Origin of the sequence: Allobosea sp. Root670 (assembly GCF_001429415.1) — a bacterium.
Classification (GTDB): Bacteria; Pseudomonadota; Alphaproteobacteria; order Rhizobiales; family Beijerinckiaceae; genus Allobosea; species Allobosea robiniae.
Genome location: NZ_LMJU01000017.1, coordinates 261,476 through 286,686, shown reverse-complemented (window position 1 = coordinate 286,686; position 25,211 = coordinate 261,476). Strand labels below are relative to the sequence as shown.

Here is a 25,211-nt window from a genome sequence, read left to right as displayed (position 1 = left end):
CTGCGCCTCCGGTCGAGGCCGCGCCCGTCAGGCGACGGCGCGCGTGATCTTCAGGCTGGCGGTCTCCGTCGGGTCGTAGAGCCCCCGGAACGGGATCTGCACCATGACATCGTCGTTGTTGCCGCCGACGACGCGTGAGCCGTCGCCGAAGCGGATCTTCGGCAGCTCGAAGGTGTATTTCTCGGCGGTGACGTCGCCGATGGTGAAGGACAGGTCGCCGGAGCCATGGTCCAGCACCGCCTGATAGAGCGCGTTCGACTCGAAATAGGCTTCGATGGTGCCGGTGACGTCGAAGCGGCCGATGCCGAATTCCTCGGAATAGACCGAGCCGACCACGGGGCGTTCACGCAGATTGTTGGCGACCTGCAGCTGCAGCGAGCGAACCTTGGCGGAGCCGACCGACAGCGTCAGCGCCGCGACAGAGCGGGACGCCGTCATGACGTCGTTCGTGTTCGGCGCGGCGTAGGTCGCGCCGGCGACGATGGCGGTGGCGAGCGTCTCCTGCTTCGCCAGCCACTCCCAGCTCAGCGTGGCCTTCTCCCGCGCGGTCAGGCCGAGCGAGAAGCCGCCGATCTGCGCGCCGGTGAAGCGCGAGAAGCTGTCGGTTGCGCCGAGCTCGAGCGTCTCCTCGACCGTGAAGGATTTGCGGGTGACGCCGTTCTTCAGGACGTCCGAGGCCCAGGTGCTGCAGAGCGCCGCCTCGAGCCAGTCGTCGAACGTGCCATAGGTCAGCTCCGCCTCGAAGGAGCCGCCGGCGCCGAGGCCGAGCAGGAACTCGTCCCGGACGTTGCGGTCAGCCTGCCGCTCATCGCTGGCGCCGGTCTGCTTGTTGGTCCGCAGACCACCACTCGTGGCACGGATGACGGTGAAGGATGGTGTCGCGGGGGTAGTCCCCCAGGTCACCTCGGGGACATAGGCGACGCGGACCTCGCTGCCGGAAGCGAAAGGCATGGGAATCTCCTGTGATGTGGGGTCAGGCGAAGATGTCGTGCTCGTAGGGCACCGCAAACGAGGCGCGGTGGTAGTTGCCGTCATCCCCACGGCCGTCGAAGACGGGCGAGGTCGGGGCATAGGTCCGCACGCCGCCGAAACGGGCGTTCCGGAACAGGTCGCGCAGCTGGTCGGCCAGGGCGGCGGCCGGGTCGACGCCCTCGCCGCGCGGTGAGCAGATGACGAAGCGGACAGCGCCTTCCTCGCGGAAGACGTTCGACTCGGGCGCGCCGAAGGAGGCCTGCTCCTCCGAGGCGATCGGGAACTGGACCGCGATGAAGGCACTGCCATCGGCCGGCGGGGTGAAGCTCTCGTTCGGCCATTCGATGGGCGTGGCAAAGCCCGCGAGGCGCGCGCGCATCGCGGTAATCGTCGCAAGAGAAGCCATGTCAGTAGAGCCTGATCGAGATGGCGGGGACGCGCGTCGCCCGTTCCTGCGCCCGGGTCGCCGTCGCGACGGGAGAGCGCCAGCTGAATTTAACCGAGGCAACATTGCCGAAGCGTCGCGAAGCCAGCGCGGCCACCGCCTCATAGACGCCGTCCGGCGCCTGGTCCGAGGAGCCGGCCTCGATCTTGCGGGCATAGGGCTGGACGTTGAGGAACACCCACTCCTCGGCGCGGCGAGCCGCATCGTATCGCTCGACCTCGACACCGTCGGCGAAAAGCACATGCGAATCCTGATACCGGCCGGTGAGCCGCGGCGAGTGCTGCACCAGCATGCGCCCGACATAATCGAACAGGTCCGTCGAGACGTCGAACACCGCCAGGATGACGCCGCGGTCGGGATTGACGCTGTCCAGCGCTGCCCCGACCCGGCCATCCACGAAGGTCTTCTGCTCCGGATCGCGGCCGAGCGCCGCCCGGTTCGTCGCCTGCGCCTCGGAGATCGCGTCGCGAGCGATTTCGGCGACCATCCGCGACCGGGACGCCGGCGAGAGCGTCTCGTCCAGCATGACGGCCAGCTCCTGAGACAACGTCCCGAGCCGCGCCATCAGCCGCGCACCGTGCATTCGATCCGGACGAGGACGCCGCCCAGACGGATGCCTGCCGCCGCCTCGACCGCGCGCACCCGACCGGCGATGACGATCCGGTTGTTCTTCACCGGGACAGGGGAATCGACCCCGCCGCTCGACCAGCCCGAGAGGTCCGTCGGGCTCAGGATCAGCTTGGAATCCTGCTGCGTGATGCCGTTCACCAGCTCCTGCGGCGCGAAACCGCGCACGAAGGCAGGCACCGTCACCTCCTGAGCAACCGCAGCGCCGGCGAGGCGCTGCAGCGTGACGGTCTCGCCATGCTGCGCGAGCTGCCGATCGAGGGCGGCGATAGCTTGAGCCGGCGTCATCAGATCGTCCAGACCCTGAGGCCGGCCAGCAGGGCCTCGACGGCGCGGCTGGTCGCGCTGCGCTGCGAGGATCCGCCGAGATCGTATTCGAAGGAGCCGACGCCCTCGACGACTTCCTTTTTCAGGAGACCGTCATGCACCATCTGCCCGTTGAGCTCGCCGACGCGCAGCTGCACGGCGACCTTGATCCGGCTCGGAGTCTCATCATAGCCGGCCTTATAGCGGACCCGGATATAGCAGCCGGCCGGCCAGCCGGATTTGGGCGCGATGCAATCGCCGACGAGATCATAATCAGTGGTCGGCATCACAACGTTGCTGCCGCCCGACCCGGTATAGGTGATCGAAACCACCTCGATAACCGGCGGCAGGGGCAGCCGGATCGGCCCGCAAGGGAAGGCACCGAGGCGAAGCTCCAGTGTCTGCAGGCCGATCGAACGGCCGAGCCATCCTGTGGGGCCGTCCAGCTCTTCCGTCGCCGCGGCGATCAGGGCGTCGAGTACCCCCTCATCGACGCCGGCAAGTGCGGGCATTCCAGCCCGCACCTGCACGGCACTCATGACCGGCTGAGGCGCCGTGATGACGGCGATGCGCGCCATCGTCAGGCCTGCGGGATCTCGACGCCGGCAGCGGCCAGAGCCTCGACGAGCTGCTCTTCCGTCGCATCATCGCCGATCGCGACGTTCTTCTCCTTCGCGAGGGCGAGGAGAATGTCGACACGCTTCTGAGCAGCCTTTTCTCCCTTGCGCTCGGCCGCGGTACGAGCCTTCGCTTCCTCGGCGCTCTCCAGAGCCCCCACCTCGACCGCGGCGACCCGCAATTCGGCCGGACATTCGTCGCCGGGCCTGAACGAGGTCGGGTAGATCTCGCCCGAGCGGCAGCCCCGGAATTCTTTCTTGAACAGCATGGATGCTCTCCCTTGAAGCAGACAGGACAGGAGGACGCCCCGCGAGGGGGCGGCCGGTTCAGATCTGGTTGGCTTGCGGGTTGTCGTGGCCGACGCCCAGCACGGCGACGGCGGAGATGGGCGTGCCCGTGCCGTGCGTGCCGGAGAAGTCCGGCAGGAGCTTGAGGTAGCGACGATCGCCCTTGTAGCCGAAGCGATAGGCCGCCGCGGCGGCATGAGCGGCGACCAGCGACTTGACGATGCCGCCGGCGGCAACGGTCGCGCCGAGCACATCCTTCTGCTCGACCGCGTCATAGGTGACGTTGTCGTCGGAATGAGTGAGCTTGAACTCGACCTTGTTGGTGCCGTCGAAAGTGATGCCGCCGACGCCGACCGAGAGCACTACTTCGACGGCCTCATACCCGCGGCGATCGATGGCCGGCGGAGTCGGATCAGCAGAGAGGGAGGCGGCAGCGATCGCCACCACGGCCTTGCAGCCGGAATGCAGGTCCTTCATCGGACATGTCCTCGTGATTGACAGGGGATGACCAGGTGGAACGGGCGGCCGATCAGCCGCCCGCCAGTTGCCGAGAGCGCGCGCCCGTCAGGACGAGGCGATCTTCATCAGCTTGATGGCCTCGAAATTCGAGACGCCGCCGCCGACGCGCTTGGTGGTGTAGAAGTGGACGTAGGGCTTGTTCGTGAAGGGATCACGCAGGACGCGCACACCCATGCGATCGACGATCAGGTATCCACGCCTGAAATCGCCGAAGGCGACCGGGAAGGCATCGGCACCGACGCCCGGCATGTTGTCGTCATTGAAGACCGGCTTGCCGAGGATGGTGGCGACAGCGGCAGAATCGGTCGGCGGCGCCCAGATGTAAGCGCCGTCGCCGTCCTTGAACTTGCGCACCTTGGCCATGACGGCATCGGACATCAGCCACGACGCATTGCCCCGATAGCCCGCCTTCAGCGCGTAATAGAGATCGATGAAGGCATCGACAGCGGAAACCGTGGTCGACGGCGTGGCGAAGTCCGCGGCGGCTCCGCTGACGACATAGCCAAGCTTGCCCCACGACCAGGAGCCGTTGGCGACAGTGTCATAGGCCAGCAGGCCACGGGGCCGCTTGACGCCGTTGCCGGCGATGAAGGCACTCCCCTCCTGTTCGGCAAAGGCGATCTGCACTTCATCCGAGAGCCAGGCCGCGATGTCGATGATGCCGTCGTCCAGCATGGTCTGCGTGGTTGCCGGATTCGCGTAGAGTTCCATCGTATTGAAGGACAGCTCGCGGAGCGTCGGCGTTCCAGTCTCGGGGCGCGTATCTTCCTCGCCAACCCAGCCGGCGCCGGCGCCGCCCATGCTGACGATTTTCTTGTACGTGGACGTTCCGACCGGCATCACCGTGGCCAGCTGCCGCATCACCGAGATCAGCCCGAGCACGCGGTCGATCGTCGCCGAGGTTTCCTCCGGCACGAGGTAGCCGCCGTCCGGGTCGGACTGCGTCGTCAGCTTCGCCTTGACCTCGAGATCCCGCAGGCCGGCGTCGGCCCCCTTGCGGAAGAATTTCTCGAAGGCCTGGGCATGTTCGGCCTTGGCGGGATCGAGCGCGCCGGAACCGCCGCCGCCGACCTTCGCCGCGGCGAGCGCGACGTTGACCGCATCGAGCGCCTTGGTGAGGTCGGTGATCTGCGCATTGATCTTCTCGACCTTCTCCGTCGTCACCACATCGGCGAAGTTCTTCTTGATCCCCTTCAGTTCCTCCTCATGAGCCGCCTTGAACTGCTCGAAGGTGGTCTTCAGCTCGTTCAGAATCTTGTTGGCGTCGCCGGCATCGGCACGCGCCAGGGAGACGCCGCGGAAGGAGGCGCCCATCATGCCCATGGCCATGGTAGCGGGGTGCGAATACGCGGTCGCGAGGTGGTGGACACCGTCGCCGACGCTGGGGAAAAGGCACACAGCAGCGAGTGCCGCGAGCGCGAGGCCCGCGAACAGATATCCGATCTTCATGTTGAATTCTCCGGTGAGGCCGATCAGGCCTTCATGGTTGCGAGAAGCTGCGTCGCCGCAGCGATGTCGAGAACAGCGCCGGGCATGCCCTCGTGGTCGGCAGCGTCACGCGTGCCGGAGGCTTCGCGCAGCAGCCGGCGACGCTCGGAGCGCGGCACCCCCTGCTTGGCGAGAAGAACGTCGAGACGCTCGCGAGCGGAGGCCTTCGACTGGGTTTCGGAAGTGGTGCCGCCGACGAGATCCTTGTCGACGACATCGGCGAAGCCGTTGGTCACCGCCTCCGATGCCGACATGAAGGTCTCGGCATCGAGCAGCTTTTCGATCTGGGCGCGCTTGGCGCCAGTCCGGGCCTCGTAGATATCGGCGAGCGCCGCATCGAAGCTGTCGAACAGCTCGGCCGCGCCGCGCATGTCGTGACGGTTGCCGACGACAACGCCCCAAGCGTTGTGCACCATCATGAAGCTGCCCAGCCCCATGCGGATCTCATCGCCGGCCATGGCGATGATCGAGGCCGCCGAGGCAGCCCAGCCGATCACCTCCACCGTGACCTTCGCCTGGTGACCACGGAGGAGATTGTAGATCGCAATCCCTTCGAACATGTCGCCGCCCGGCGAGTTGATCCGGACCTTGACGTCCTTCTGTCCGATCGAGCGAAGGGCGGCCGAGATGCGCTTGGCGGTGACGCCGTTCCCGCTCCACCAATCCTCGCCGATCACATCGAGGACGGAGATGACGTTGTCCTCGTCGCTCGCGGCGGCGCGCGGCGCTTCGGACCACTGCGCCAGCACGTCCGAGGGAGCATCCCACTGGTAGCTCTGCGGGCGGCTGAAGGCCTGCGCTTCAGGGAGCTTTCGGAGGCTCATTGCCATCTTCCTTATCGGATGAAGGATCGGACTTCCCGGCCGTGTTTGGCGGCAGGTAATAGATGTCGCCGCCCTCGCGCGGGTTCTCGTCTTCGAGCGCGCGGATCTCATTCGGGCTGAAGACGCCCCATTGCAGGCCCTTCACATAGGCTTCCCAACGGGCCTTGAGGTCGGCGCGAACGATGGCGGAGCGGTTGAAGCGGGCGAAGAGGTCGGAGTCGTCGGCAATCAGGTCGCGCGCGATCGTCTCTTCCCAAGCGGTGTAGTAATCTTCGAGCGTATAGGCCCGAAACGATCCGCCCTGCTGCTCCAGACCCGTGCCCCAGGAGGTCGATTTCTCGGTGTCGCCGAGCATGAAGCCAGGCACGCCGAGGAACATCTCCAGCTCGGTGCGGGTGAATTGCCGAGTTTCGATGTATTGAGCATCTTCGGCCGTCATCCCGATCGGCGAGATCGTCATGCCCTCTTCGGTGACGATCGACTTACCGGCGTTCTCGGCGCCGCGATAATCGTCGAGGCTGGCCTTGAGATGGTCCTTGGCCTCGTTTCCGATCTTGTTCGGATGCGAGAAATGCAAGCCGAGCGAGGCGCCGTTCCGGAAGACGCTTGCACCGTGGCGCTCCGTCGTGAGCGCAACGCCGATGGCTTCGCGGGCATAGGTGATCGGTGTGACGCCGCGATAGCCGTCGAGCGTCAGCCCGATGAGGTGGAAGATGTCCTCTTGCGGAATGACGATCTGCCGGCCGTTCTTCCGTGTGTAGGTGTATTTCAGGCTCAGATCGTCAAGCTGCTCGACCTCCATCCGATCCGGATGAAGCGGGATCAGGTCGATCACACGGCCCATTGAGCGGACGATCAGGGCATAGCCATTGCCGCGCAGGATCAGATGCGCCGTCAGCATGCGCCGGAAGGCAGATGGCGTAAGCCGACCCTTCCGAGGCTTGCATAGGATGCGCGCGAGCGGGTCGTCGCCGGCGTCACTGCGCGTGCGGGCGTCGACCCGGCGCTTCATCTGAATCGGCGTGTTCGCCACCGCTCCGGAGATGATGCGGACAGAGCCGTAGACGACGGACGTCCGCATCGCGGCATCGGGCGAGACGCTGGCTCCGGAGGCCGTTTCCCGGCCCGACAGCATATAGCTCTCAAGCTCGGCCTGCGTCGTGATCAGCGCACCGCCGCCGGCGGGCTGGACCATCGCGCGCGGCGCAGCCGCAACCAGCGCAGTCGACGGCAGGACTGGCCGCGGCAGGCACTCGGCCGAGACGATGGAGGGGACAGACGAGCGCGCCATCGCTCAGAGCACCAGAACGCCGCGGGATTCGTACACGGAAGGCCCCCCAGCCGCCTCGGGATTGCGGCTCATCAAGTCGAATGCGTTGAAGAGCCCGATCACGGGATCGATTTTGGCCGTGCCGGACGCCTGCTTCGTCACCAGAACGGCGGAACCCTTCAGCTCGGAACGGCAATTGCTGACGCACCAGGCCATCATCGGGCGGGCACCGTGCTTCAACGTTCCATCCTTAAGCTTGCGGGCGGCGCCCTTGATGACGCCGGAAAGGCGGTAGCCCTGTGGAACCGCGGCGATGCAGTCGTCGGGAATCTCGCGGAGCGTCAGCTCATCGACGATCGCAGCGATCCCGACCGCGTCGACGCCGATCCCGGCCTTTTCCGGCAGGAGCCCGGCCTTGTGGATGCGCTCGACGATATCGGCGACGCCGGCAACGTCCGCATTGGCGCCGTCTGCCGTCTCGCGAATGTCGACGAGCGTGAGATCGCCCTGCCGCTCAAAGTCGAGCAGGCGCGGCGCGATTTCCTTGCGGAGCAGGAGCACGCCGCGATCAGCCCAGGCGTGACCCCAGTGATACCAGCGCTTCGTCTTTCGATGCCGCCCGATCACCGCCAGTCCGAGCAGATCGTCGAGACCGCCGCCGTCGATCCCGACCGTGCAGACCTCGCACTCGGCCAGGATGAATTCGAGGGTGACAGCCTCGCTGCCGGCCGCCTCCCAATGGTCGGCGCCCTCCCAGCGGTTGCTGTGCAGGGCAAGGCCGATCTGAATATTCAGATGCTGCGATGCCCAGCGCCGCTCTTCCTCGTCGCCCTTCTCACGGGCGGTCGCGTAGTCGCGCTCAAGTACCGGCAGCGAGACCGAGCGGCCGAGGTTCGGCAGCACCAGGCGCCAGTTCTCGACCTTCCGCCACGGCTTCGCGCCATCGGTCTGCATCGCCTCCGGAAACTCGTAGAGCACCGGCAGGATGGAACCATCGGCGATGCGCCCGTCACGAACGCCGCGGGCATAGTCGAGCTCGGCCTTGAAGGCGCCGGCCGGCGGCTCGTCCGACTGCGTCGTGATGATGACGCCGAAGGATTCCGGCACCGCAACCGAGGCACCGCGTAATTGGCCGATGACGCGCGAGGTGTAGCCAACCTTGCCGAGCAGGTGCAGCTCATCGAGCAGCCACCCTGCGAACTTGCCGCCCGTCGCGACCTTCATGTCGAAGGTCATCACCTTGAGCGTGGCCTTCGTGACCCGATTGACCACGGTTTTGATGTGGTCGCGGACATAAAGCAGCTTCGCGAGCCCCTTATCGGCCGCGATCATGCCGGAGATCGCCGCGAAAGCGAGATCCGCGATTTCCTGCGTGGGACCGAAGAGGGCGAAAGAGGCGCTCGGTCGCTGATTCATGAGCAGCGCCGTCAGCATCAAGGCGGCGCCGTTCGTCGTCTTCGAGTTCTTCTTCGGCACCAGGACGAAAACACCCGGCACCATCCGCACGCCATCGACTATCGAGCCGAACAGCGCCCGCACGATGTCGCGGAACCAATCGCCGGCGGCTTCGGCCATCGCTGGCTGGCCCGGAACGTCCGGGAGCCGGAGGCGATCGAAGATCGTGACCGCGCGCCCCGCCTCGCTCATGTCGAGCGGCAGATCGGGCACGAGGCTGCGGCCGGCGAGGAGGGCTTCCTCCCAATCCGGCATCGCGAAGTGATAGCTCACAGCCTATCGAACCCTTTGCGGAAGGCGGATCACATCCGCCCAATCGCCATCCGTCGCGACCTGATGCGCATCGATATCCGCTTGCACCTTCTTCCCGAGCGCATCGGAAGCCGGCGCCGGCGCCGGCGCCTGTGTCTCCGCCTTGCCCGTGCCGCGTACCTCATCCTGCAAGGCCTCAAGATTGGCCCGATCCATGATCGCGAGCGACTCGCGCAGCGCCGCGACGTTGCCTTTCAAGGCAGCTCGGTTGAGAGCCATCAGCAGCTCGCCGCGCTTTCGCAGCGCGCCGGTCTCTATCTCGGCGCGGTAATGTTTGCGCAGCGTCGGCTCGGTGATCGCCATGGCGTGGGCGATCTGGTCGACCGTCATTCCGGCAGCGACCAAGACAGCGACCTTTTCCCGGTCGCGATCGGCCGGCCGATAGCTCTTCCGGCCACCTCTGCCCGGGCGTTTTGCCTTCGGCGGGACCGGCTGCAGCGGCGGGATCTCCTCGGCCGCCGCGGCGAACAGGTTGCCGCCGGCGATCCGATCCCTCAGCTCCTCGGCGAAAACCTTGCGCAGCGTCGGCACGCTGATGCCGATCTCCGCGGCGATGACAGGATGACCGAGCCGCTCCGAGGCCATCCGGCGCACGGTCGCGCGCTGTTCATCGCTCGGCACGAAGGCCTTGCGGCCCGCCTTCGTTTCTTTCTTTCCGTCGCTGGAATTCGCGTCGTCCAAGAAAAAAAACTCCGAATGACACCAAAGCCGGTGCGGGGCTCCTATCGGCCCCAGACTTTCGACCACCCCCCTGGTCGCGGGTCAGACGGCCCGCTGCCCGCGTCGACCGCGCTCGCGCGCCGTCTTCCGGTTGTGGCAGGCCGTGCACATCAACATGACGTTGGACGGGTCGAAGTCGGCGCCACCATCCTTGCGCTCGACGATGTGGTCACCGATCAGGCCGCGATGGTTGTCGCTGCAGTCCTTCCTGCAGGTCACCACCTCGCAGACGTATCCGCGTTGGACCTTGATCGCGCGGATGAACTCGCGCCACGCGTTACCCTCATAGAAGGGATCGGGCACCTTGGCGGGAACAGCGATGCGGCTGCCCACGCTGGCAACCCGAGGAGGCATGGCCTTGAGACGTCCCATGTCCAGATATGCCAAACCCGCCAACCTTGCGGCGGCGGGTCGATATAGCTTCGCACAAGGCCGCCGACCCGAAGACCTAAGCGACGCGGGCTTGCGAGATACGAGCCGCCGAAGCGACGATCACACTGACCAAGCTGATCCGTGACGCCATGGAGTCCGATTCGGACTGCAAGAGTCAATCGTGATCACGCAACTGATAAATGATCGCTGTGTATCACTACGCCGCATCGAGATGCTCGACCCTCACCGTCATGGGCACAGGCTTGCCCAGCAGCTCGATCAGCACCTCAGCCTCGGCCAAGCCGAGCTGCTCGGTCACCTCGGCGAGGAAGCCCATGAATGGCCCGCTGATGACCTTGACCCTTTGCCCAGGGGAGAGCTTGGGATCAGGCCGGAGGATATCGCGGCGGGGCTCAACCGCGTCATTCTGATAGGCGGCAACCTTGGCGATGGCATCACCCGGCACGCGTGCCCAGCCCTCTTGAGAGCGCACGATGTACATCACGCCTTCAATCTCGCGGATATCGGTCAGAGGCCGACCGTTGATGGTGATCACCGTCACGCCATCATCGGCGACAAGGTAACGGTCGCGGCCAAGGGTCGGGACACCGGAGGCGAAGAGATAGCCAGTGAAGGTCGCAATCTGATGATCGGTCTCGCGGCGCTGGAAGCGGATCACGCGACGGATCGCGGGCAGGAAGACCGAGCATCCGGCATCGGCCAGCCCCTTCGCTGCCTTGGCTTCCATCCGCGGCGCGCAGTGCACGAGATACCAGTCGCGGCCGAGATCGAGATCTTCGGGCGCGGGCACCTTGGTTTCCTGCACGTCGCGGAAATGGACGAAGGGCTTCTTTTCGTGGCGGCGTCCCATCGTCAGCCCTCAGAGCGGCACGTTGTCATCGTCGCGCGGGTCGCGCGGCGGCATCTCACTCGGCAGGAACACGCGGGCGCTGCTGCCCTCGGCAAAGACCGGAATGCGGGCGCCTCGATCGGCGAGCCACAGGCGCCACGCCTCGATCTCCGGCCCGCGTCCAAGGAAGGCCTTCAGCTCCCCGATCCGCTTCGCAGCGGCGTCGAGATCAGCCTGCGAGACCGAGATCGGCTTGTGGGCCTCGGCCTGCTGCACCATGAAGCCCAGTCGCTGCCTTGCCCCTTCGGCAATGCGGAAGTGCAGCGTCAGCCACCATTCCTTCGACCAGCTCTTGACCTCGACGAAGGCGCTGGCCTTCCGCGCCTCTTCCTGCTTCGGCATCAGCGTCCAGCGACGTTCGCCGAGATAGGTCGCGGCCGATGGGCGGTACTTGCGATGGCCATTCCGCGTCAGGTCGGCGAGGAAGGGCTTTATCTGCTCGATGGCCGGCCGGCGCATGGCGAAGGGCAAGGCGGACCAAGCGGTCTCGATGGCCTTCCGGCTGTCCCGGTGAACGTCAGGCCATTCGGCCATGAACGCGGCGAGCGTCCAGGCACCCGCAGGCTCGCCCTCGATCGCTGGCGTGCTCTCGCGCTCTCGCGCACCCTCTCTCTCAGAGTAAGGGGTTTTACTAAGGGGTTGGGTATCACCCTGATGATACCCTTCCGCCTCGTTTGGAAGGCTATCACCGTGATACCCTTCCACCGTGATACCCTTATTTGCGGGCTCGGCGGGCCGTGCGCGCCCTGCGTCTGACGCATGGGCAGCCTCGTCGTCATCGTCGGAATCGGACAAGGGCTGATGCACGGATGCAGCCTCCAGCGCAGGCCAGTATTCCGGCCGGCGCAGGCGCGCCAGCAGGTCGACATCCATCTCGTAATGGTTCGTGGACTTGGCACCGGAGCCGCCTTCCTTGACCAGGCGCAGCAGGCCCACGCGCACGAAGCTCTGCATCACCCGGCGCGCGGTCGGCACCGAGCATTCGGCATCCTCCGCGATGGTCGCGAGCGAGGGATAGATCCGCGTGCCGTCTTCATGGCAGCAGTCGACGAGCTTGATCAGCACCATCTTCCGCGTCTGGGAATGCAGCTTGGCTTTGAGCGCCAAGCCCAGCAGGGCAGCGCTCATGCCACCCTCAATTCATCGACGAGACCGCCCCATTGATCGGCCATGGCGTTGGCCATGCCGTCGAAGAAGCGCGAGCGCTCCTTCCCGCGATCGGCGATCGGCGGCATGCGCCAGACCCGGTTCCACGCCTTCCACTGGTCCGAGCCATGTGGCGGCTCGGCGAGGCGCAAGGTCTCCTGCAGCTCCGGCAGGCCGCGCAGATACCAGCCCGTCGCCTTGTATTCGGGATGACCGAACCAGAACGGTTGCACCATGTGCGGGCGCGGCACATCGGCGGGCATGCGCGCCCGCGCGATGTCATGCATCTCGGGATTCTCGATCGCGACGCGCGGAATCGGTGCCCGCCAGCAGGTCACGAACAGATCAACGCCGGCTTCGAACTCGGCGATCATATCCGGCCAGGTGCGACCCTTCGGCAGCTGCTTCGGCGGCGTCATATGGCCGGGGCCGGAGAGCCAGCGCCGGCCCGAGCGGCACAGCCGTGTGCAGGGCGGATGCGCGACGACGAGCAAATCCCAGCCATCGCCAAGGATGCCGCGTACATCGCCGACGATATGGTGATTGCTGCCATCCTCGGCCGGCAGCAGGTCGCACGACCACGCATCATGCCCGCGCGCCGTGAAGGCCCGTCGCACGATGCCAGTGAACTCGCAGGCGACGAGCACGCGGAGGGGTTTGCCGTCACGCATGAGCGGGCCTCCCAAATGAACCGAGGCGCGCTATAGAGCTTGTGGGTTGGGGGCTTCCGAGATGCAGAAACCAAGTCGCGAGATGCTCGTTGGCATTGCCGTCGCTCTGACGGTCGCGGCTTTTATGCACTTGTGGCAGTGGCTGGAGCCAGCTTGCTCGAATGAGCAGCGGCGCATCATCATGAAGGCCGCAGGAGGCGTCGGGTGCTTCGAATTCTGGCTCAACCGTTACCAGACGACGATTCAGACAATCATATCCTCGGCGCTTGCAGGCGCTGGCCTGTTTTTCGTCCTCAAGCAACTGAAGGAGCTCGGCCAGCAGAACAAGATGACGCGCGCCGCTCTTGAAGCAGACACGCGCGAGAAGGCTGCCGCACGGCGTTTGGTAATGGCCCGCGCGATCGTTGCTGTTGGCCGCCTCGGCCGCCTTGCTGGAGTGTTCCTCGTGCAGATCGGGACTTTGAGAGTCGATGGCCGATTCCCGATGTCTTTCGAGGAACTTGCGAAAACTGCTGTCGAAGCCCACGAGCAGACGACAGAAATTTTCCCGGCACTGGAAACAACCGAGATCGAAACGGATTGGACAGAGATCGAAGCCCGGATGAATAGCGCTACGAGCTACATCACGTTGCGAGCGAACGGATACGCCCCATCGGAAGTTGCGCAAGCCCTGTCGGGCCGTCCCATCGCTGATGATAACGCGGCCTTCGCCGAACTGACCGACGCGGTAACTCGACTCGGCCTCTTGCGTGAGAAATTGGTTCGAATGCGTCGACACATCACACCCGCATCGGCATGAGGATACGGGTCATCTCCGGATCGGAATCCTTGATCAGGAGCGGGTCGCCGGGCGCCGAGAGGCCGAGCGTGATATCGCCCATGCAGCCGGAGACCATGTCGCCGAAATAGGCCGCGTTGAGGCCGAAGGCCGTGAGCCCCGCCGGCCAGGTCGAGGCTGTCTTCGCCCGCGCCCCCCCATCGCCTCCGCTGCGGACGAGGACGAGCCGCCCATCCTGTGCATCGAGCTTGATGGCTCGCCCGATATCGCGGCCGAACACGCCAAGGCGCGCCAGTGCGGCCGAGACATCCGGCCGCTTCAACGCGATGGCGAAGGCGCCGGCCTTTTCGACGCAAGGCGCGACGATCCTGTCGAAATCGGGATAGGTGCCGTCGATCAGCTTGGTGCGGATCGAAAGCCCATCCGCCTCAAAGGCGAGCCCGCTCAGCGCCGCGCCACCCTCGCGCTCATGCACGCGCACATCGAGCCCGGCCATGTGCTTGCTGATCAGCATGATGGCCTTGCGCGGGATGATCCGCGCGACCTCGTCGACCGGGTCGGCGCTGACGCGGCAGCAGGCTAGGCGATGTCCGTCCGTGGCGACGAAGCGGGAGCCGAGCGGCCCGCGATGCCAGCACACGCCGTTGAGGTAATAGCGCGTCTCTTCCGTCGAGATGAAGGCCCGCACCTTGTCGAGCTGCGTCGCCAGCTGGCCATTGCTAAAGGTCTCCAGCAGCGCGCCGCGCGCGATCAGATCGCTGGGGAAGTCGGCAGCCGGCAGCCCGTCGAGCGTATAGACCGCCTCGTCGTCGCCGAGGCTGATCGTCGTCTTCGTCTCCTCGTCGCCGCTGCCGCGCACGATGCGCACCGGCATGACGCCGGCGACGTGAGCGATGCCGGCAAGAGCTTGCGCCGGCAGGCAAAGGCTCCAGCCGCCGGCCCGGTCGCCGTCGATCACGTCGATCCGCGTCTCGACCTCGACCTCGAGATCGGTCGCGGAAAGCCGCAGGCCGTCGCTCTCCAGCGTCAGCCGGACATAGCCGAGGATCGGGATCGTCGATCGCCGTTCGATCACGTCGACCAGCGGGCGCAAGGCATGCTTGAGGGATCGGCCCTCGACCGTCACGAATTGCATGTCGGCTCTCCAGGGGATGAAGCGGAAAAAGGGAGCGGTTGCTCTGCCCTCCCGCGCAGGGGCAGGGCGGGCAGTTCGGTCGCAAACTCGTCGACGATGACGAGCGACGGGGTGGCGCCGCGGACCAATTTGGCGGCGTCAACAAAATGGTCAGGCGCCTCGGCCCCCCACACGTCCCAGCCTGCGCGGGCCTCGCGGGCATTGCATTCGAGCTTGGGAACGCCAGGGAAGAAGCGCTCCGCCCATTCGTGCATGGTTGGCGGCTTCACCGAGTTGGCGCCGCGCGGCGCCTCAAAGACGCTGTCCCATTGCGTGCCCAGCGCCGGGCAGGGCGGATCGCCGCGCGTGCCGAGCAGCACCAGCTCATGCGTGAAATGGAACCAGTAGCCGCGCCCGCGCATCGCGCCGGGCAGCAGCTTCCGCCAGATTGCATGGGTGCGGTAGGTGAAGCCGCGCGCCTCCATCACCTTGAGGGCGGCAGGCAGGCGCGGCGGCGTCGCCCAGAGCAGCAGCACGCAATCGCGTGCCGCCAACTCGCCAATCGGCCGGGCGCAGATCTCCTCGATCGACGAGGTCGGGTAATGGTTCTCCTCTGCCCGATCCATGCCGGTTTCGGCCGACCACGACTCCCACGGCCATTCGGAATCTTCGATGATCAAGCCGTATCGCTTGGCCGAAGCGACCATGCCGGAGAGCTGTTCATTGGCTGCCGCGATCTTGCCGGCCATGCCGAGGACGCGCTCCTCGCGCCGGGCCTTTTTCTGGTCCTGCTTCGCCCGATGCTGCTCGCTGACGAGCTGATGCAGGGCTTCGACCGGAAGCGAGCGCAGCGTCGCCATGTCAGCCGCACGCTTATCGATCGCGAAGTTTCGCTCGGCCACGGTGCCGTGACGGCTGACGAATTTTCGCTCCATGGAAACGTTGCCATGGAGATCACGCAGCTTGGCGACGAAGGTATGCGAGACGTGCGCGCGCCCGGCGATCTCGCGGTCGCTCCATCCCGACCATTCGGGATCGCGTAGCAGCAGGATCACCGCCCGGCGCTTGTCCTCGGTCGTGCGGCGCAGGCCATGAGTGGCGTTGGCGCCGCAGGCGAACAGGATCGCGTCGCGCTGCGTGCCGGGCCGGATATCGGCGGCGATCTCGCTCTCGCCTGCGACGGCATGGGCCTCGGTGCGGTGGAAGCCATCCGCCAGCCAATGGTTGGTGCCGTCATGAAAGACGACGACGGGCGGGAAGCTGGCGCCGTCGCGCACGCCATCGGCATACACCTCGACCGTGGACGGATCGAGCATGGCGCGCGGCTGCGTGCCGCCGTCGCGCCGCAGTTTCGCGATGGCGATCATCTCAGCCATGGCTGCCTGCGAACCTGGTCGCGCCGCGCGGGGGCAGACCAGCGCTCGGGGCCGATCCGGCAATCAATGAATCGAACAGGATCATGAACTGGAATTCGGCCTCGACCGGCGTCCAGAACTGGAGGCGCACGCCGAGCGGCTCGACGTTCTCTTCCGAATTCCAAGGGGCCGGCGGCGGTGCCATGTTCTGCTGGCGCTCATCGACGAGGATGCGGTTATCCGCCTCGTGGACCTCCGCCGGCAGATCGATCGGTAGTCCGAAGCGCGCGCAGATCGCGAGCCAGATTGCGGTTTCAGCGGCGCGATAGGACGGCATCGTCCGCTTCACGGGGCGCACGAGATCGCGCAGATAGCCCTCCGGCGAGTCGTGCATGAGGGCCGCGAGGCGGAGATCCGGCGCAACCGCGCGTGCCAACAGGACGCTGTGCTCAGCAACCGAGTAGAAGCGCCGGCAGTGCCCGCCGAAGCGGCAATCATGCGCCAGCGCGTGGGCTATATCTTCGATCGCGATCTCTTCCGGGCGCGGGTCGAGCGGCCAGAACTGCCGGCCGGAGAAGGTCTGTATCCAGTCGCCAAGCCTGGCAATCATGAGCGCGCTCCTTCAGCGACAAGCCGGCCCGACCCGCTGCAGCTGATGCAGTCGGGAAAGGTGCCGTCATGGGTGGTGATGCGATGGCCGCGGCCCTTGCAGTCCGGGCAGGAAGGAAAGGCCGCCGGCTCGCTGGAGGTGACGCGGGCCGGCGGCAAGTGACCGGCCGCGGTCTCGGAGACGGCCGGTGGGGGAAGGGTGAGGAAGCGGCCGGCGCTCATGAGCCGAGCACCTTTTCGACCGCGCGATAGGGCAGCCGCAGCTTGGCGGCGATCTGCGATGCGGTATGGCGCACGCTGCGCAGCGCCCGCACGGCACGCGCCTCGGCGCCGGTCAGCTCCGCCGCCTCTGCGACGCCCTCGAGAACGTCGACCGTCTCGGCAGCGAGATGCGCTTCCGGCTCCCGGTCGACACCGATGATCTCGCCGATCGGCAGCTTGAGCGACCGCGCGAGCAGCGCCTCTTCCAGCAGGCGCGTCGCGTAGTCGATCGGGTCGCGGTCCACCCGGCGCGCCATCTGGTCTAGCCGCAGCGCCGCGGCTGTCGAAAGCGGGAGGTCGATCCGGACGCAGCTCACGCGCAGCCTCCGGCTTGCGTCGCCGCATTGACGCGCTCGAAGCGCTCGATCGCGCGGCGCAGATCGGCGAGATCCCTGCCGACCGTCAGGGCGTCGGTGCGAGAATACTTCCCGTCACCGACAGCCTGCGAGAATGTCCGGCAGAGATCGCCGACCTCGATCATGACGGCAGCGTGGGCATCGAACGGGCCATCAGTGTCGGCGCAGAGCGGGGCGCCCTCACGCTCGATGCGGTGCCCCTGCAATTCGGCCTCTACCTTGGTGACGACCGGCACGCCGCATTCGCGCTCCAGCATCAGCTTGGCTGCGATCGAGAGCATCGCCGGGTTGTCGCGCTGGCAGACATAGGAGAGCGTCGACTGCGCCAGCCCGACGATATCGGCGGCGCGCTTCTGCCCGCCGCAGCGCTCCACCAGGTCGGCCATGGCCGCCTTCAGGAGGTAGAAATCCGCATCGAATTTGCGCATCGGGGGCCTCTGATACTGGGCCGGGCGATATCGCTCGCCCGCCGGGAATGCGGGCGTTAGGGGTTACAGACCGAGGCAAGCTCGGGAGGGGCAGAGGCCGGCGAGGGGCGCGGGATGTCACAAGGCCATTCGGTGTCCTCCGGCCAATTGGCCGACAGCCACAACAGCGCGCTAAGCGAGGTCAGCACGCCAATATCTCGACCGTCCCGAAGCTGCTTGATGCGTCCGCCACCGTTGAAGATCAGCGTTGACGCGCGAGCTTCAGAAATGCCGCGCGCGGCGCAAAACGCGTCCACCACCGTCAGGAGCTGTTCGATTTGGTTTGCCATAGCGGCGATAGATGCGGTTCATTTTCCGCATCTGTCAACGGTTTATTTTCCGCTCACGAGCCTTTTGCAGTGCGGATAGAATTCCGCACCATGGGTACGACCATTGTTGACAGAATTGAGCGGGCGCTTCTGGCAAGTGGACTGACGCCGCGCGCCGCATCGCTGGCCGCCGGCATGAGTCCTGACGCGATCAGAGGTATCATGCGCAACCCTGACTCTTCGCCGACCGTCGACACTGCGAAAAAGCTCGCAGGAGCTCTCTCTGTCTCGCCGGAATGGCTGGCGTATGGGACTGGCGAGGGACCCGGCTCGGCTCAGGAGCAGAGCGTTGTCGGCGTATTCGGGTACATCGGCGCCGGTGGATCTATCGATACGTCGAGTGCTCAGATCGGCGCTCATGAGCCCTTATTTGAGGTGCAGGTTCCTTTTCCGCTACCAAATGATGCCATGGCATTCCAGATTCAGGGCGAAAGCATGTGGCCCAAATACGATTCTGGCGACGTGATCGTTTGCTCGCGATTTGCAGATCATCCAGGCGCAGTGATCGGTCACACCGCCGCGGTTGAGACGGCGGAAGGCGCGCGGTACTTGAAGCGCGTCCTGCAAGGTTCGAGGACGGGGCTCTATCATCTCATGAGCTACAACGCCCCCGAGATGATGGATGTGCCAGTCGTTTCCTTCAGCGAAGTGATTGCGGCAATCCCTGCAGCACAGGTGAAATCTATTGCCGATGAAGCCCGCAGATCGGTCTTGAGGCAGATCAAAAGTGGCAAGGCGATGCGGACCTGATCCGCGTCGGCCAGAGACGCGCTCTGTCAGTGGTGCGTTTTATTTTCCGCATTCCATATTGACGCGGTTCATTTTCCGCATCATGTTGCGCCCATCGAAACCCGATGAGGCGTGCCATGTGCGTTCGTTCTGCCTGCTACCTCCCCAGCCGTGAAGCCACCCCAAGCGATTATGCCCGCGCGCTGATCGTTCGGCGCCATCTCGCGTCACTGGTCGAGATCGGCGCGCTCGCGACGCTGCTCTACGCGATCCTCATCTGGTCCTCGGTGCTCTCCCAAGCCTGAAAGGATCGGACATGATCTCCCAGACCGTTGCCGCCCGCCGTCCCGCCGCCGCGCTCCGCTCGGTGCCGGCCCGCATGGCAGATTTCCTCTCCAGCCATTCCGCCTCGGCCGGCGGCGTGACCGAGGAAGACCTGCTCCTCGACTTTACGAAGGACGAGATCGCCGAGCATCTCGAGAAGGCGAAGCAGATCGCCCGCAACAACGGCAAGGTGCGCCAGTGAGCGCGGTGCCGGAGCGCGGGGCGCAGGGGCTGGCGCCGCGCGCGAACACCATGGCCCAGCGCACGGCACTTCGCCTCATGCATACCGGCGCGCTTCTGCGCGCCGGTGGCAACAGCAACTGGTACTGCCGCGCCTTCCCGAAGCATCCCGTTCGGGATGAAACGGTGCAGTCGCTGGTCAAGCGCGGGCTGGCCCGCATCGAATCCTATCGAGGTCTCTATCTGGACGAGCGCGAATGCGCCGTCCTCACACCAGCAGGGCAGGCCGAGAATTGCGGCGTTCGCATCGCCGCGCCGCCCCCGCCGCCGGTCGCGGCAGAGGTCGTGTTGCGCGAGGTCGAGGCCGCACTTGCCGTGCTCGACGCCGACGCGAACAAGCTCCGCGCCGAGATCCTGCAGGACAGCGCCGCCGCGCTTGAGATCCGCCGCACGCTTGCGGAGGCGGAAGCCAAGATCGCCCAGGCCGAGAAGCGCCTGCACCAGCGCGAGCGTGCCCGCGAAAGCCTCAATCAGCGGCGCGTCGACCTGCGCGCGCTCGTCGCCCATGCCTGCGAGCGCCTCGGCGCCGAGATCGCGGGGGCCGCTCTGTGCAGCGATCATCATTGAGCGGCGTTTTGCCACGCGATTTGGCGCAAGGCATCTCAGACGCGATCCACAACGCCGTCAAAGCCGGCATGGAGCTGGACGAGGCGTGCTGCGTTGGCGTCTCGGTCATCGCTGACTATGCCAGGGCCGCTTATGGGCCGGGATACCTAACACCGCTGTCCGGTGTTCTGCTTGAACGTGGCGGGCGGCCCCTACCTAATTTCAAGCAGGCACGCCGATGACCGTCTACGTCGACGACGTCCGTCACCAGTTAGGCCGCATGGTCATGTGCCACATGTGGGCCGACAGCCTCGACGAGCTGCTCGCCATGGCCGATCGGATCGGCGTCGCGCGCAAGTGGATTCAGGGCCACCCGCAGCTGAGCTTCGGCAAGCATCGCAATGCCTCGTGGGTGCATTTCGATATCGCGCTCGCCATGAAGGCTAAGGCGATCGAGGCCGGCGCCGTCCTGACCGACAAGTTCGGCCCGGTCGAGTTCGAGGCGCGCGCAAACATCGCGACCGGCGACGCGGTACTGTTCGCGATCGGCACGCGCAAGCTGCGCCAGGTCGAGCACTGCCGCATGCAGCGGCGATTGGCGGCGGAGACCGCGCAGTGAGCTATCCCAGCAATTCCGGAGGCGACATGGACGATCCGGTCCAGGGCGATCAGCTGAAATCCATCGTCGAGCGCATCGAGCGCTTGGAGGAGGAAAAGAAGACGATCGCGGACGATATCAAGGAAGTCTACGCCGAGGCCAAGGGCACCGGCTACGACGTCAAGATCCTGCGCAAGGTCGTCGCGCTTCGCCGGCGCGATCTCGACGAGCGCAAGGAAGAAGAGGCGATCCTCGATCTTTACCTGCAGGCAGTGGGAGAGGTCGCATGAACGACGCCTTCCGCCGCTATGCCTTCGGTCGCAGCTTCAACCTCAACCTGTCAGAGAAGCACGTCGAGACCCTCTCGCTGCTTTGCAAAGGCGACATGATCGCTTCGCTCGGCTTGGGCGGAACGCAGATTCATGGTCTGGAGCGGCGCGGGCTGGTCGTCATGGACGTCAGCGAAGAGGGGCAACGCCGTTTCCGGCCGACCAAGGCGGGGCTGCTCGTCTATGATCTGCTCGTCGAGGCCGGTGAGTACGCCGCTCTTGAGGTGACCCGTCGTGAGACGCTTGAGCTCGAAGACGAGCTTCACAAGCGCGAATGGGAAGAGCGTTTCGGCCGGATCAAGATCACCTTGCGTGAGCGCTATCGCCGCGATCCCATCAAGGGAGAGCCGGCATGACCTCGCCGATCCGCATCGAGATGACGCCCGGCCTGCCGGAGGCGAAGAGCCCCGGCCAGTTCCTTGGCTATGACGCGACCGGCGCCATGTGGTTGCTCCGCTGGAGCACCAAGGAAGGCCTCTGGCACGGCCTCGGTTTCGAGCGCGATCAGGGGCCGAACTGGCTTGCGCTGCGCCGCGGCGCCGAGCTGCCTCCTCTCATCATTGGCCACGTCAAAGGGCCGGATTTCCATGTGGAGGCGACAGCATGCAGATCGGCATGATCGAAGGCCACACCCGCATCCTCGGCAAGAGCCAGGGCTATCTGGGCCTGCCGCTGCGCGACGTCGCCATCAACTGCACGGTCGGCGGGCCGAACACACCGGCCATGGAAACTGCATGGTTCCCGACACCGGACGAGATCGCCGCGATCGTCCAGGGCGCGCCTGTCATCCTGCGCGTGCTCGGCACGCAGCACCCTCCTGTGATGATCGAGACCGGAAAGGTGCCGGGCAATGGCTGAGACCTCAATCGAATGGACCGAGCGGACTTGGAATCCCATCGTCGGCTGCTCGATCGTCTCGCCGGGCTGCACGAATTGCTACGCCATGGGCATGGCCGATCGCTTCAAGCACGTCTATCGCGGCCGGAAATGGGCGGGGGCGGCGGCTCAGGGAATGACGCGCCGGGTCAATGGCAAGGCCATCTGGACCGGTCAGCTGACGCTGGCGCCCGATCACATTCTCACCGAGCCGCTGCGCCGTAAGAGGCCGACGACTTACTTCGTCAACAGCATGGGCGACCTCTTCCACGAGGACACGCCCGAGGATTGGATCGACCGCGTTTTCGCCGTCATGGCGCTGACGCCGCACCATACCTACCAAGTGCTGACTAAGCGGGGCGCGCGGATGCGCGAATACATGCTGGAGCAGTGGCAGGGCACGCCCGCGCGAACTGTCAGCCTTGGCCACGGCGAGACCCTCAGCATTCCCGCCGGCGGCCCCACGGGGCGGCGCGTCAGGGTGGAGGAAGCCTGCGAAAGGTATCTGGAGCAGTTCGGCCTGGTCGACACGACCAAGGATCACCTCTGGACCGAGGAGGGCAACTGCAAGGCCATGCAATGGCAATGGCCCCTCCCGAACGTCTGGCTCGGCGTTAGCACCGAGGATCAGAAGCGCGCCGACGAGCGCATCCCCGAGCTGCTCGCGACACCGGCTGCCGTCCGCTTCGTCAGCGCCGAGCCGCTGCTCGGGCCGATCGACTTTCGCGACATCACCATCCCGCAGGAGGTCGGAACATGGCAGGTTAACGCTCTTGAATGCGACTGCCCGGCCGAGGAAGACACCGAGTTGGGCGGCGCCAAGCTCGACTGGATCATCGTGGGCGGCGAGAGCGGGCCGGGCGCCCGTCCGATGCATCCCGACTGGCCGCGCCAGATCCGCGATCAATGCGCCGCCGCCGGGACAGCATTCTTCTTCAAGCAGTGGGGCAATTGGTTTCCCCTGGTCGATCGCGACAAGGACGATCCCGATTGGCGGCTCGATTACAGCCGCCGCTACTCAGACGACCGGCCGAACATCGCCTGGCTAAATGCTGCCGGCGGGCGCGGCTTCCACGGCGAGCGCTTCCACATCATGGGACGAGGCATGAAGGCAACTGCCGGACGCTTCCTCGACGGGGGCGAGCACAACGCCATGCCGAAGGGCAGAGCATGACGACGCCCGTCCGCCTTCAGCTTTCCCGGCGAGTCGGCTTCAAACTGCAGGCGTTGTCGCACGAAACAAATGGCCTGCCGGCCGTCAACGTCGCGCGTCCGACGAAATGGGGAAATCCGTACAAGGTCGCACCGGCCGTGGAAGAGGACGGCCTTCGGCTTCCGGAGATTACGCCGCAGCTTGCGGTCGACGCTTTCCGGGAGCGCTACGAGAGGGCACTGCATCAATGGCGCTCGACGCGCGAAGCGGTTGAGGGATTGCGGGGCAAAAACCTAGCCTGTTGGTGCAGACCCGGCTCGCCATGCCATGCCGACGTGCTGCTCGAATTGGCGAACCGCCCCGTTTGCGAGGCCGTCGACTAATGGCCCGCGCCGCCGCCAGCACCGGAAGCACGCTCGATCCCGGACTCGTCCGGTTGATCGAGGCGCTTGCGCGCGAGGCGGCGCGCCGTGATCATGCCGCCGCGACCGGGCAGGCCGCACCATTGAAGGCACTGACGCATGCGCGCGGCGATCTACGCTCGATTCTCAACCGACCTGCAGAGTGACCGCTCGGTCGAGGACCAGGTCGCACTGTGCCGCTCGCATGCTGACCGCCTCGGCCTCACCGTCACCGACGTCTTCGCCGATCGCGCCGCCTCCGGCGCCTCGATCCACGGCCGGCCGGATTATCAGCGCCTGATCGGCCTCGCGCTTGCCGGCCAGTATGACGCCATCCTGACCGAGGATCTCGACCGGCTTTCGCGCAACCTCGCCGATATCGCCCGGCTCTATGAAACCGCGCAGTTCGCGGGCGTGAAGCTCGTCACCGTCGCGGATGGCGAGATCAGCGAAATGCATATCGGCCTCAAAGGCACGATGTCCGCGCTCTTCCTGAAGGGACTGGCGCAGAAAGTGCGGCGCGGCCTCGCTGGCGTGGTCAGGGACGGCCGTAGTGCAGGCGGGCGTGCCTATGGCTATCGCGCTGTCGCCGGGCAGCCGGGGAAGCTGGAGATTGTGCCGGAAGAGGCCGAGACCGTGCGCCGGATCTTCGCTGAATATCTCGCCGGCAGCAGCCCACGCGAGATAGCCGGCAAGCTCAATGACGAGGCCGTGCCGCCGCCTCGCGGCCGGTTCTGGGCTGCTGTCACCATCAATGGCAATCGCAATCGCGGCCACGGTATCCTGCTCAATCCGCTCTATGCAGGCCGCATGGTCTGGAATCGGGTCCGGATGGTGAAGGACCCGGCGACCGGCCGGCGCATCTCCCGCGTCAACGAGGCGAGCGAGCACCAGGAGAAGGCGGCGCCGCATCTCGCGATCGTCGACGCGGAGACCTTCGATGCGGTGAAGGCCCGGCGCGATGGTCGGGCGCTCAACGGCCCGCGCGACCGGGCGAAGCCCCGGCACTTGCTATCCGGGCTGCTGCGCTGCGGCGGTTGCGGCGGCGGGATGTCAGTCAAGGATCGCGACCACGGCCGGGTCAGGATTCGCTGCACTACGGCGGCCGAATCGGGCAGCTGCAGCAACCGGCGCAGCTACTATCTCGACCAGGTCGAGCAGGCCGTCGTGGGAGGCTTGCGCGAGCGCATGGCCGATCGCGACGCCATTGCCCTCTATGTCCGTGTCTACAACGAGGAGCGGCAACGCCTGGCCGCCAGCACGGTCGCAAACCGAGGGCAGATCGAGAGACGGCTTGCAGCCGCCGAGCGCGAGCACGAGCGGGTGTATCGGGCTTATGTGAAGGGGCTGATCGAGGAAGACGCTCTTGAGCGCGAGTTGCCGCCGCTTAAAGCCGAACGCGACCGGCTGCGCGCCGAGCTCGCCACAGCCGAGCAGCCGCCGCAGATCGTGACACTGCACCCCGCGACTGTGAGACATTACCTCGCCTCGATCGAGCGGCTTGAGGTGGCGATCGCAGAGGGTGAGGAGCATGGCGGCGAGGCCAAGGCGGCCCTGCGCGACCTGATTAGGACGGTGACGGTCCAGCCGGCGCCGGCGGGCGAGGCTCCGCAAATCGACGTGCTTGGGGAATTGTCGGCACTCATCGGAGGCGCCCACTTCCCGACGAAACGGTCGGGGGGGCCGATGGTAGCGGGAGAGGGACTTGAACCCCCGACACGCGGATTATGATTCCGCTGCTCTAACCAGCTGAGCTACCCCGCCACAGGGTCGGAACCGGCAGAGCCGGCTCGTCGTCGAGGCG

The 25,211-nt window shown here is 65.9% G+C and carries 36 protein-coding genes and 1 tRNA gene; 14 read left to right on the top strand and 23 right to left on the bottom strand.

Annotated features, from left to right (window positions below; all coding sequences use genetic code 11):
* Positions 1-27: 27 nt before the first annotated feature.
* The 16 genes from ASE61_RS19320 to ASE61_RS19245 all read right to left on the bottom strand — a co-directional run bounded on the left by ASE61_RS19320 (position 28) and on the right by ASE61_RS19245 (position 12,942).
* A complete protein-coding gene (locus tag ASE61_RS19320; protein WP_061969668.1) occupies positions 28-951 on the bottom strand; it encodes a phage tail tube protein in 924 nt (307 codons plus the stop codon).
* 22 nt (positions 952-973) lie between these two features.
* Positions 974-1,378 carry a phage tail terminator-like protein gene (locus ASE61_RS19315; RefSeq protein ID WP_162260126.1) on the bottom strand — a complete coding sequence of 135 codons (405 nt, stop codon included), beginning with the start codon at positions 1,376-1,378 and terminating at the stop codon, positions 974-976.
* A gap of 1 nt (position 1,379) precedes the next feature.
* Positions 1,380-1,943 (bottom strand): hypothetical protein, encoded by a 564-nt coding sequence (locus tag ASE61_RS19310; protein ID WP_244492917.1) that lies wholly within the window; start codon positions 1,941-1,943, stop codon positions 1,380-1,382.
* A gap of 38 nt (positions 1,944-1,981) precedes the next feature.
* Positions 1,982-2,332 (bottom strand): hypothetical protein, encoded by a 351-nt coding sequence (locus tag ASE61_RS19305; RefSeq protein WP_061969663.1) that lies wholly within the window; start codon positions 2,330-2,332, stop codon positions 1,982-1,984.
* Positions 2,332-2,928 (bottom strand): hypothetical protein, encoded by a 597-nt coding sequence (locus ASE61_RS19300; protein WP_061969661.1) that lies wholly within the window; start codon positions 2,926-2,928, stop codon positions 2,332-2,334. Before ASE61_RS19300 ends, ASE61_RS19305 begins: the two co-directional genes overlap by 1 nt.
* A 2-nt stretch (positions 2,929-2,930) precedes the next feature.
* Entirely contained in the window at positions 2,931-3,236 is a 306-nt protein-coding gene (locus ASE61_RS19295; RefSeq protein ID WP_061969660.1) for a hypothetical protein, read from the bottom strand.
* Positions 3,237-3,294: 58 nt separating this feature from the next.
* Positions 3,295-3,732 carry a hypothetical protein gene (locus ASE61_RS19290; RefSeq protein WP_061969658.1) on the bottom strand — a complete coding sequence of 146 codons (438 nt, stop codon included), beginning with the start codon at positions 3,730-3,732 and terminating at the stop codon, positions 3,295-3,297.
* 87 nt (positions 3,733-3,819) lie between these two features.
* Positions 3,820-5,223 carry a phage major capsid protein gene (locus ASE61_RS19285; RefSeq protein WP_156407160.1) on the bottom strand — a complete coding sequence of 468 codons (1,404 nt, stop codon included), beginning with the start codon at positions 5,221-5,223 and terminating at the stop codon, positions 3,820-3,822.
* A gap of 23 nt (positions 5,224-5,246) precedes the next feature.
* Complete coding sequence (locus ASE61_RS19280; RefSeq protein WP_061969657.1) at positions 5,247-6,086, bottom strand: head maturation protease, ClpP-related; 840 nt, start codon at positions 6,084-6,086, stop codon at positions 5,247-5,249.
* Complete coding sequence (locus tag ASE61_RS19275) at positions 6,064-7,377, bottom strand: phage portal protein (RefSeq protein WP_082617561.1); 1,314 nt, start codon at positions 7,375-7,377, stop codon at positions 6,064-6,066. Before ASE61_RS19275 ends, ASE61_RS19280 begins: the two co-directional genes overlap by 23 nt.
* A 3-nt stretch (positions 7,378-7,380) precedes the next feature.
* Positions 7,381-9,084: a terminase large subunit gene (locus ASE61_RS19270; protein WP_244492915.1), complete on the bottom strand. Its 1,704-nt coding sequence runs from the start codon at positions 9,082-9,084 to the stop codon at positions 7,381-7,383.
* Between the two features lie 3 nt (positions 9,085-9,087).
* Positions 9,088-9,870 (bottom strand): hypothetical protein, encoded by a 783-nt coding sequence (locus tag ASE61_RS19265; protein WP_156407159.1) that lies wholly within the window; start codon positions 9,868-9,870, stop codon positions 9,088-9,090.
* Between the two features lie 15 nt (positions 9,871-9,885).
* Positions 9,886-10,215 carry an HNH endonuclease signature motif containing protein gene (locus tag ASE61_RS19260; RefSeq protein WP_061969653.1) on the bottom strand — a complete coding sequence of 110 codons (330 nt, stop codon included), beginning with the start codon at positions 10,213-10,215 and terminating at the stop codon, positions 9,886-9,888.
* A gap of 217 nt (positions 10,216-10,432) precedes the next feature.
* Positions 10,433-11,086 carry a transcription termination/antitermination protein NusG gene (gene nusG, locus ASE61_RS19255; protein WP_061969650.1) on the bottom strand — a complete coding sequence of 218 codons (654 nt, stop codon included), beginning with the start codon at positions 11,084-11,086 and terminating at the stop codon, positions 10,433-10,435.
* Positions 11,087-11,095: 9 nt separating this feature from the next.
* On the bottom strand, positions 11,096-12,253 hold the full coding sequence (locus ASE61_RS19250) for a helix-turn-helix domain-containing protein (RefSeq protein ID WP_061969649.1): 1,158 nt from the start codon (positions 12,251-12,253) through the stop codon (positions 11,096-11,098).
* Positions 12,250-12,942, bottom strand: a complete 693-nt coding sequence (locus ASE61_RS19245) for a hypothetical protein (protein WP_061969647.1) — start codon at positions 12,940-12,942, stop codon at positions 12,250-12,252. The genes ASE61_RS19250 and ASE61_RS19245 overlap by 4 nt, the downstream gene beginning before the upstream one ends.
* A 61-nt stretch (positions 12,943-13,003) precedes the next feature.
* Between ASE61_RS19245 and ASE61_RS19240 the strand changes: the two genes are divergently transcribed.
* Positions 13,004-13,741 carry a hypothetical protein gene (locus ASE61_RS19240; protein WP_156407158.1) on the top strand — a complete coding sequence of 246 codons (738 nt, stop codon included), beginning with the start codon at positions 13,004-13,006 and terminating at the stop codon, positions 13,739-13,741.
* Here ASE61_RS19240 and ASE61_RS19235 read toward each other — a convergent pair.
* The 6 genes from ASE61_RS19235 to ASE61_RS19205 all read right to left on the bottom strand — a co-directional run bounded on the left by ASE61_RS19235 (position 13,722) and on the right by ASE61_RS19205 (position 18,172).
* Complete coding sequence (locus ASE61_RS19235; RefSeq protein WP_061969643.1) at positions 13,722-14,855, bottom strand: DNA polymerase III subunit beta; 1,134 nt, start codon at positions 14,853-14,855, stop codon at positions 13,722-13,724. The two genes, ASE61_RS19240 and ASE61_RS19235, sit on opposite strands and share 20 nt — an antisense overlap.
* Entirely contained in the window at positions 14,843-16,210 is a 1,368-nt protein-coding gene (locus ASE61_RS19230) for an MT-A70 family methyltransferase (RefSeq protein WP_061969641.1), read from the bottom strand. Before ASE61_RS19230 ends, ASE61_RS19235 begins: the two co-directional genes overlap by 13 nt.
* Positions 16,203-16,799: a hypothetical protein gene (locus ASE61_RS19225; protein WP_061969639.1), complete on the bottom strand. Its 597-nt coding sequence runs from the start codon at positions 16,797-16,799 to the stop codon at positions 16,203-16,205. The genes ASE61_RS19230 and ASE61_RS19225 overlap by 8 nt, the downstream gene beginning before the upstream one ends.
* 217 nt (positions 16,800-17,016) lie before the next feature.
* Complete coding sequence (locus tag ASE61_RS19215) at positions 17,017-17,376, bottom strand: hypothetical protein (RefSeq protein ID WP_061969636.1); 360 nt, start codon at positions 17,374-17,376, stop codon at positions 17,017-17,019.
* On the bottom strand, positions 17,373-17,843 hold the full coding sequence (locus ASE61_RS19210) for a hypothetical protein (RefSeq protein WP_061969634.1): 471 nt from the start codon (positions 17,841-17,843) through the stop codon (positions 17,373-17,375). The genes ASE61_RS19215 and ASE61_RS19210 overlap by 4 nt, the downstream gene beginning before the upstream one ends.
* Positions 17,844-17,899: 56 nt before the next feature.
* On the bottom strand, positions 17,900-18,172 hold the full coding sequence (locus ASE61_RS19205; RefSeq protein WP_061969633.1) for a hypothetical protein: 273 nt from the start codon (positions 18,170-18,172) through the stop codon (positions 17,900-17,902).
* Between the two features lie 90 nt (positions 18,173-18,262).
* Between ASE61_RS19205 and ASE61_RS19200 the strand changes: the two genes are divergently transcribed.
* From ASE61_RS19200 to ASE61_RS26085, 13 genes are all read left to right on the top strand, one after another.
* Positions 18,263-18,961 carry a helix-turn-helix domain-containing protein gene (locus ASE61_RS19200; RefSeq protein ID WP_061969631.1) on the top strand — a complete coding sequence of 233 codons (699 nt, stop codon included), beginning with the start codon at positions 18,263-18,265 and terminating at the stop codon, positions 18,959-18,961.
* Positions 18,962-19,077: 116 nt separating this feature from the next.
* The gene (locus ASE61_RS26610; protein ID WP_156407157.1) at positions 19,078-19,245 is read left to right on the top strand and encodes a hypothetical protein; all 168 of its coding nucleotides are present in this window, start codon (positions 19,078-19,080) and stop codon (positions 19,243-19,245) included.
* 11 nt (positions 19,246-19,256) lie between these two features.
* Positions 19,257-19,466, top strand: coding sequence for a hypothetical protein (locus ASE61_RS19195; protein ID WP_061969629.1), 210 nt, complete (start codon positions 19,257-19,259; stop codon positions 19,464-19,466).
* Entirely contained in the window at positions 19,463-20,071 is a 609-nt protein-coding gene (locus ASE61_RS19190; RefSeq protein WP_061969627.1) for a hypothetical protein, read from the top strand. The genes ASE61_RS19195 and ASE61_RS19190 overlap by 4 nt, the downstream gene beginning before the upstream one ends.
* A 217-nt stretch (positions 20,072-20,288) precedes the next feature.
* Positions 20,289-20,669, top strand: a complete 381-nt coding sequence (locus tag ASE61_RS19185; protein ID WP_061969626.1) for a DUF4031 domain-containing protein — start codon at positions 20,289-20,291, stop codon at positions 20,667-20,669.
* A 26-nt stretch (positions 20,670-20,695) separates the two neighbouring features.
* On the top strand, positions 20,696-20,938 hold the full coding sequence (locus tag ASE61_RS19180; protein WP_061970270.1) for a DUF2312 domain-containing protein: 243 nt from the start codon (positions 20,696-20,698) through the stop codon (positions 20,936-20,938).
* Positions 20,935-21,333 carry a hypothetical protein gene (locus tag ASE61_RS19175; RefSeq protein WP_061969624.1) on the top strand — a complete coding sequence of 133 codons (399 nt, stop codon included), beginning with the start codon at positions 20,935-20,937 and terminating at the stop codon, positions 21,331-21,333. The genes ASE61_RS19180 and ASE61_RS19175 overlap by 4 nt, the downstream gene beginning before the upstream one ends.
* On the top strand, positions 21,330-21,596 hold the full coding sequence (locus ASE61_RS19170) for a hypothetical protein (protein ID WP_061969622.1): 267 nt from the start codon (positions 21,330-21,332) through the stop codon (positions 21,594-21,596). Before ASE61_RS19175 ends, ASE61_RS19170 begins: the two co-directional genes overlap by 4 nt.
* Positions 21,581-21,835 carry a hypothetical protein gene (locus ASE61_RS19165; RefSeq protein WP_061969619.1) on the top strand — a complete coding sequence of 85 codons (255 nt, stop codon included), beginning with the start codon at positions 21,581-21,583 and terminating at the stop codon, positions 21,833-21,835. The genes ASE61_RS19170 and ASE61_RS19165 overlap by 16 nt, the downstream gene beginning before the upstream one ends.
* Positions 21,828-23,027 (top strand): phage Gp37/Gp68 family protein, encoded by a 1,200-nt coding sequence (locus ASE61_RS19160; protein WP_061969617.1) that lies wholly within the window; start codon positions 21,828-21,830, stop codon positions 23,025-23,027. The genes ASE61_RS19165 and ASE61_RS19160 overlap by 8 nt, the downstream gene beginning before the upstream one ends.
* Entirely contained in the window at positions 23,024-23,389 is a 366-nt protein-coding gene (locus ASE61_RS19155) for a DUF4326 domain-containing protein (protein ID WP_061969615.1), read from the top strand. Before ASE61_RS19160 ends, ASE61_RS19155 begins: the two co-directional genes overlap by 4 nt.
* On the top strand, positions 23,389-23,574 hold the full coding sequence (locus ASE61_RS19150) for a hypothetical protein (RefSeq protein WP_061969614.1): 186 nt from the start codon (positions 23,389-23,391) through the stop codon (positions 23,572-23,574). Before ASE61_RS19155 ends, ASE61_RS19150 begins: the two co-directional genes overlap by 1 nt.
* Positions 23,528-25,138, top strand: a complete 1,611-nt coding sequence (locus ASE61_RS26085) for a recombinase family protein (protein WP_082617604.1) — start codon at positions 23,528-23,530, stop codon at positions 25,136-25,138. Before ASE61_RS19150 ends, ASE61_RS26085 begins: the two co-directional genes overlap by 47 nt.
* On the opposite strand, the gene ASE61_RS19135 is transcribed toward ASE61_RS26085, so the two are convergent.
* Positions 25,095-25,171, bottom strand: a tRNA-Met gene (locus tag ASE61_RS19135). The two genes, ASE61_RS26085 and ASE61_RS19135, sit on opposite strands and share 44 nt — an antisense overlap.
* Between the last annotated feature and the right edge of the window lie 40 nt (positions 25,172-25,211).

Coding starts and splice junctions, on each gene's coding strand:
- ASE61_RS19320 (WP_061969668.1), bottom strand. CDS start 951: ATGCCTTTCGCTTCCGGCAGCGAGGTCCGCGTCGCCTATGTCCCCGAG.
- ASE61_RS19315 (WP_162260126.1), bottom strand. CDS start 1,378: ATGGCTTCTCTTGCGACGATTACCGCGATGCGCGCGCGCCTCGCGGGC.
- ASE61_RS19310 (WP_244492917.1), bottom strand. CDS start 1,943: ATGCTGGACGAGACGCTCTCGCCGGCGTCCCGGTCGCGGATGGTCGCC.
- ASE61_RS19305 (WP_061969663.1), bottom strand. CDS start 2,332: ATGACGCCGGCTCAAGCTATCGCCGCCCTCGATCGGCAGCTCGCGCAG.
- ASE61_RS19300 (WP_061969661.1), bottom strand. CDS start 2,928: ATGGCGCGCATCGCCGTCATCACGGCGCCTCAGCCGGTCATGAGTGCC.
- ASE61_RS19295 (WP_061969660.1), bottom strand. CDS start 3,236: ATGCTGTTCAAGAAAGAATTCCGGGGCTGCCGCTCGGGCGAGATCTAC.
- ASE61_RS19290 (WP_061969658.1), bottom strand. CDS start 3,732: ATGAAGGACCTGCATTCCGGCTGCAAGGCCGTGGTGGCGATCGCTGCC.
- ASE61_RS19285 (WP_156407160.1), bottom strand. CDS start 5,223: ATGAAGATCGGATATCTGTTCGCGGGCCTCGCGCTCGCGGCACTCGCT.
- ASE61_RS19280 (WP_061969657.1), bottom strand. CDS start 6,086: ATGAGCCTCCGAAAGCTCCCTGAAGCGCAGGCCTTCAGCCGCCCGCAG.
- ASE61_RS19275 (WP_082617561.1), bottom strand. CDS start 7,377: ATGGCGCGCTCGTCTGTCCCCTCCATCGTCTCGGCCGAGTGCCTGCCG.
- ASE61_RS19260 (WP_061969653.1), bottom strand. CDS start 10,215: ATGGGACGTCTCAAGGCCATGCCTCCTCGGGTTGCCAGCGTGGGCAGC.
- nusG (WP_061969650.1), bottom strand. CDS start 11,086: ATGGGACGCCGCCACGAAAAGAAGCCCTTCGTCCATTTCCGCGACGTG.
- ASE61_RS19250 (WP_061969649.1), bottom strand. CDS start 12,253: ATGAGCGCTGCCCTGCTGGGCTTGGCGCTCAAAGCCAAGCTGCATTCC.
- ASE61_RS19245 (WP_061969647.1), bottom strand. CDS start 12,942: ATGCGTGACGGCAAACCCCTCCGCGTGCTCGTCGCCTGCGAGTTCACT.
- ASE61_RS19240 (WP_156407158.1), top strand. CDS start 13,004: ATGCAGAAACCAAGTCGCGAGATGCTCGTTGGCATTGCCGTCGCTCTG.
- ASE61_RS19235 (WP_061969643.1), bottom strand. CDS start 14,855: ATGCAATTCGTGACGGTCGAGGGCCGATCCCTCAAGCATGCCTTGCGC.
- ASE61_RS19230 (WP_061969641.1), bottom strand. CDS start 16,210: ATGGCTGAGATGATCGCCATCGCGAAACTGCGGCGCGACGGCGGCACG.
- ASE61_RS19225 (WP_061969639.1), bottom strand. CDS start 16,799: ATGATTGCCAGGCTTGGCGACTGGATACAGACCTTCTCCGGCCGGCAG.
- ASE61_RS19210 (WP_061969634.1), bottom strand. CDS start 17,843: ATGCGCAAATTCGATGCGGATTTCTACCTCCTGAAGGCGGCCATGGCC.
- ASE61_RS19205 (WP_061969633.1), bottom strand. CDS start 18,172: ATGGCAAACCAAATCGAACAGCTCCTGACGGTGGTGGACGCGTTTTGC.
- ASE61_RS19200 (WP_061969631.1), top strand. CDS start 18,263: ATGGGTACGACCATTGTTGACAGAATTGAGCGGGCGCTTCTGGCAAGT.
- ASE61_RS26610 (WP_156407157.1), top strand. CDS start 19,078: ATGTGCGTTCGTTCTGCCTGCTACCTCCCCAGCCGTGAAGCCACCCCA.
- ASE61_RS19195 (WP_061969629.1), top strand. CDS start 19,257: ATGATCTCCCAGACCGTTGCCGCCCGCCGTCCCGCCGCCGCGCTCCGC.
- ASE61_RS19185 (WP_061969626.1), top strand. CDS start 20,289: ATGACCGTCTACGTCGACGACGTCCGTCACCAGTTAGGCCGCATGGTC.
- ASE61_RS19180 (WP_061970270.1), top strand. CDS start 20,696: ATGGACGATCCGGTCCAGGGCGATCAGCTGAAATCCATCGTCGAGCGC.
- ASE61_RS19175 (WP_061969624.1), top strand. CDS start 20,935: ATGAACGACGCCTTCCGCCGCTATGCCTTCGGTCGCAGCTTCAACCTC.
- ASE61_RS19170 (WP_061969622.1), top strand. CDS start 21,330: ATGACCTCGCCGATCCGCATCGAGATGACGCCCGGCCTGCCGGAGGCG.
- ASE61_RS19165 (WP_061969619.1), top strand. CDS start 21,581: ATGCAGATCGGCATGATCGAAGGCCACACCCGCATCCTCGGCAAGAGC.
- ASE61_RS19160 (WP_061969617.1), top strand. CDS start 21,828: ATGGCTGAGACCTCAATCGAATGGACCGAGCGGACTTGGAATCCCATC.
- ASE61_RS19155 (WP_061969615.1), top strand. CDS start 23,024: ATGACGACGCCCGTCCGCCTTCAGCTTTCCCGGCGAGTCGGCTTCAAA.
- ASE61_RS19150 (WP_061969614.1), top strand. CDS start 23,389: ATGGCCCGCGCCGCCGCCAGCACCGGAAGCACGCTCGATCCCGGACTC.
- ASE61_RS26085 (WP_082617604.1), top strand. CDS start 23,528: ATGCGCGCGGCGATCTACGCTCGATTCTCAACCGACCTGCAGAGTGAC.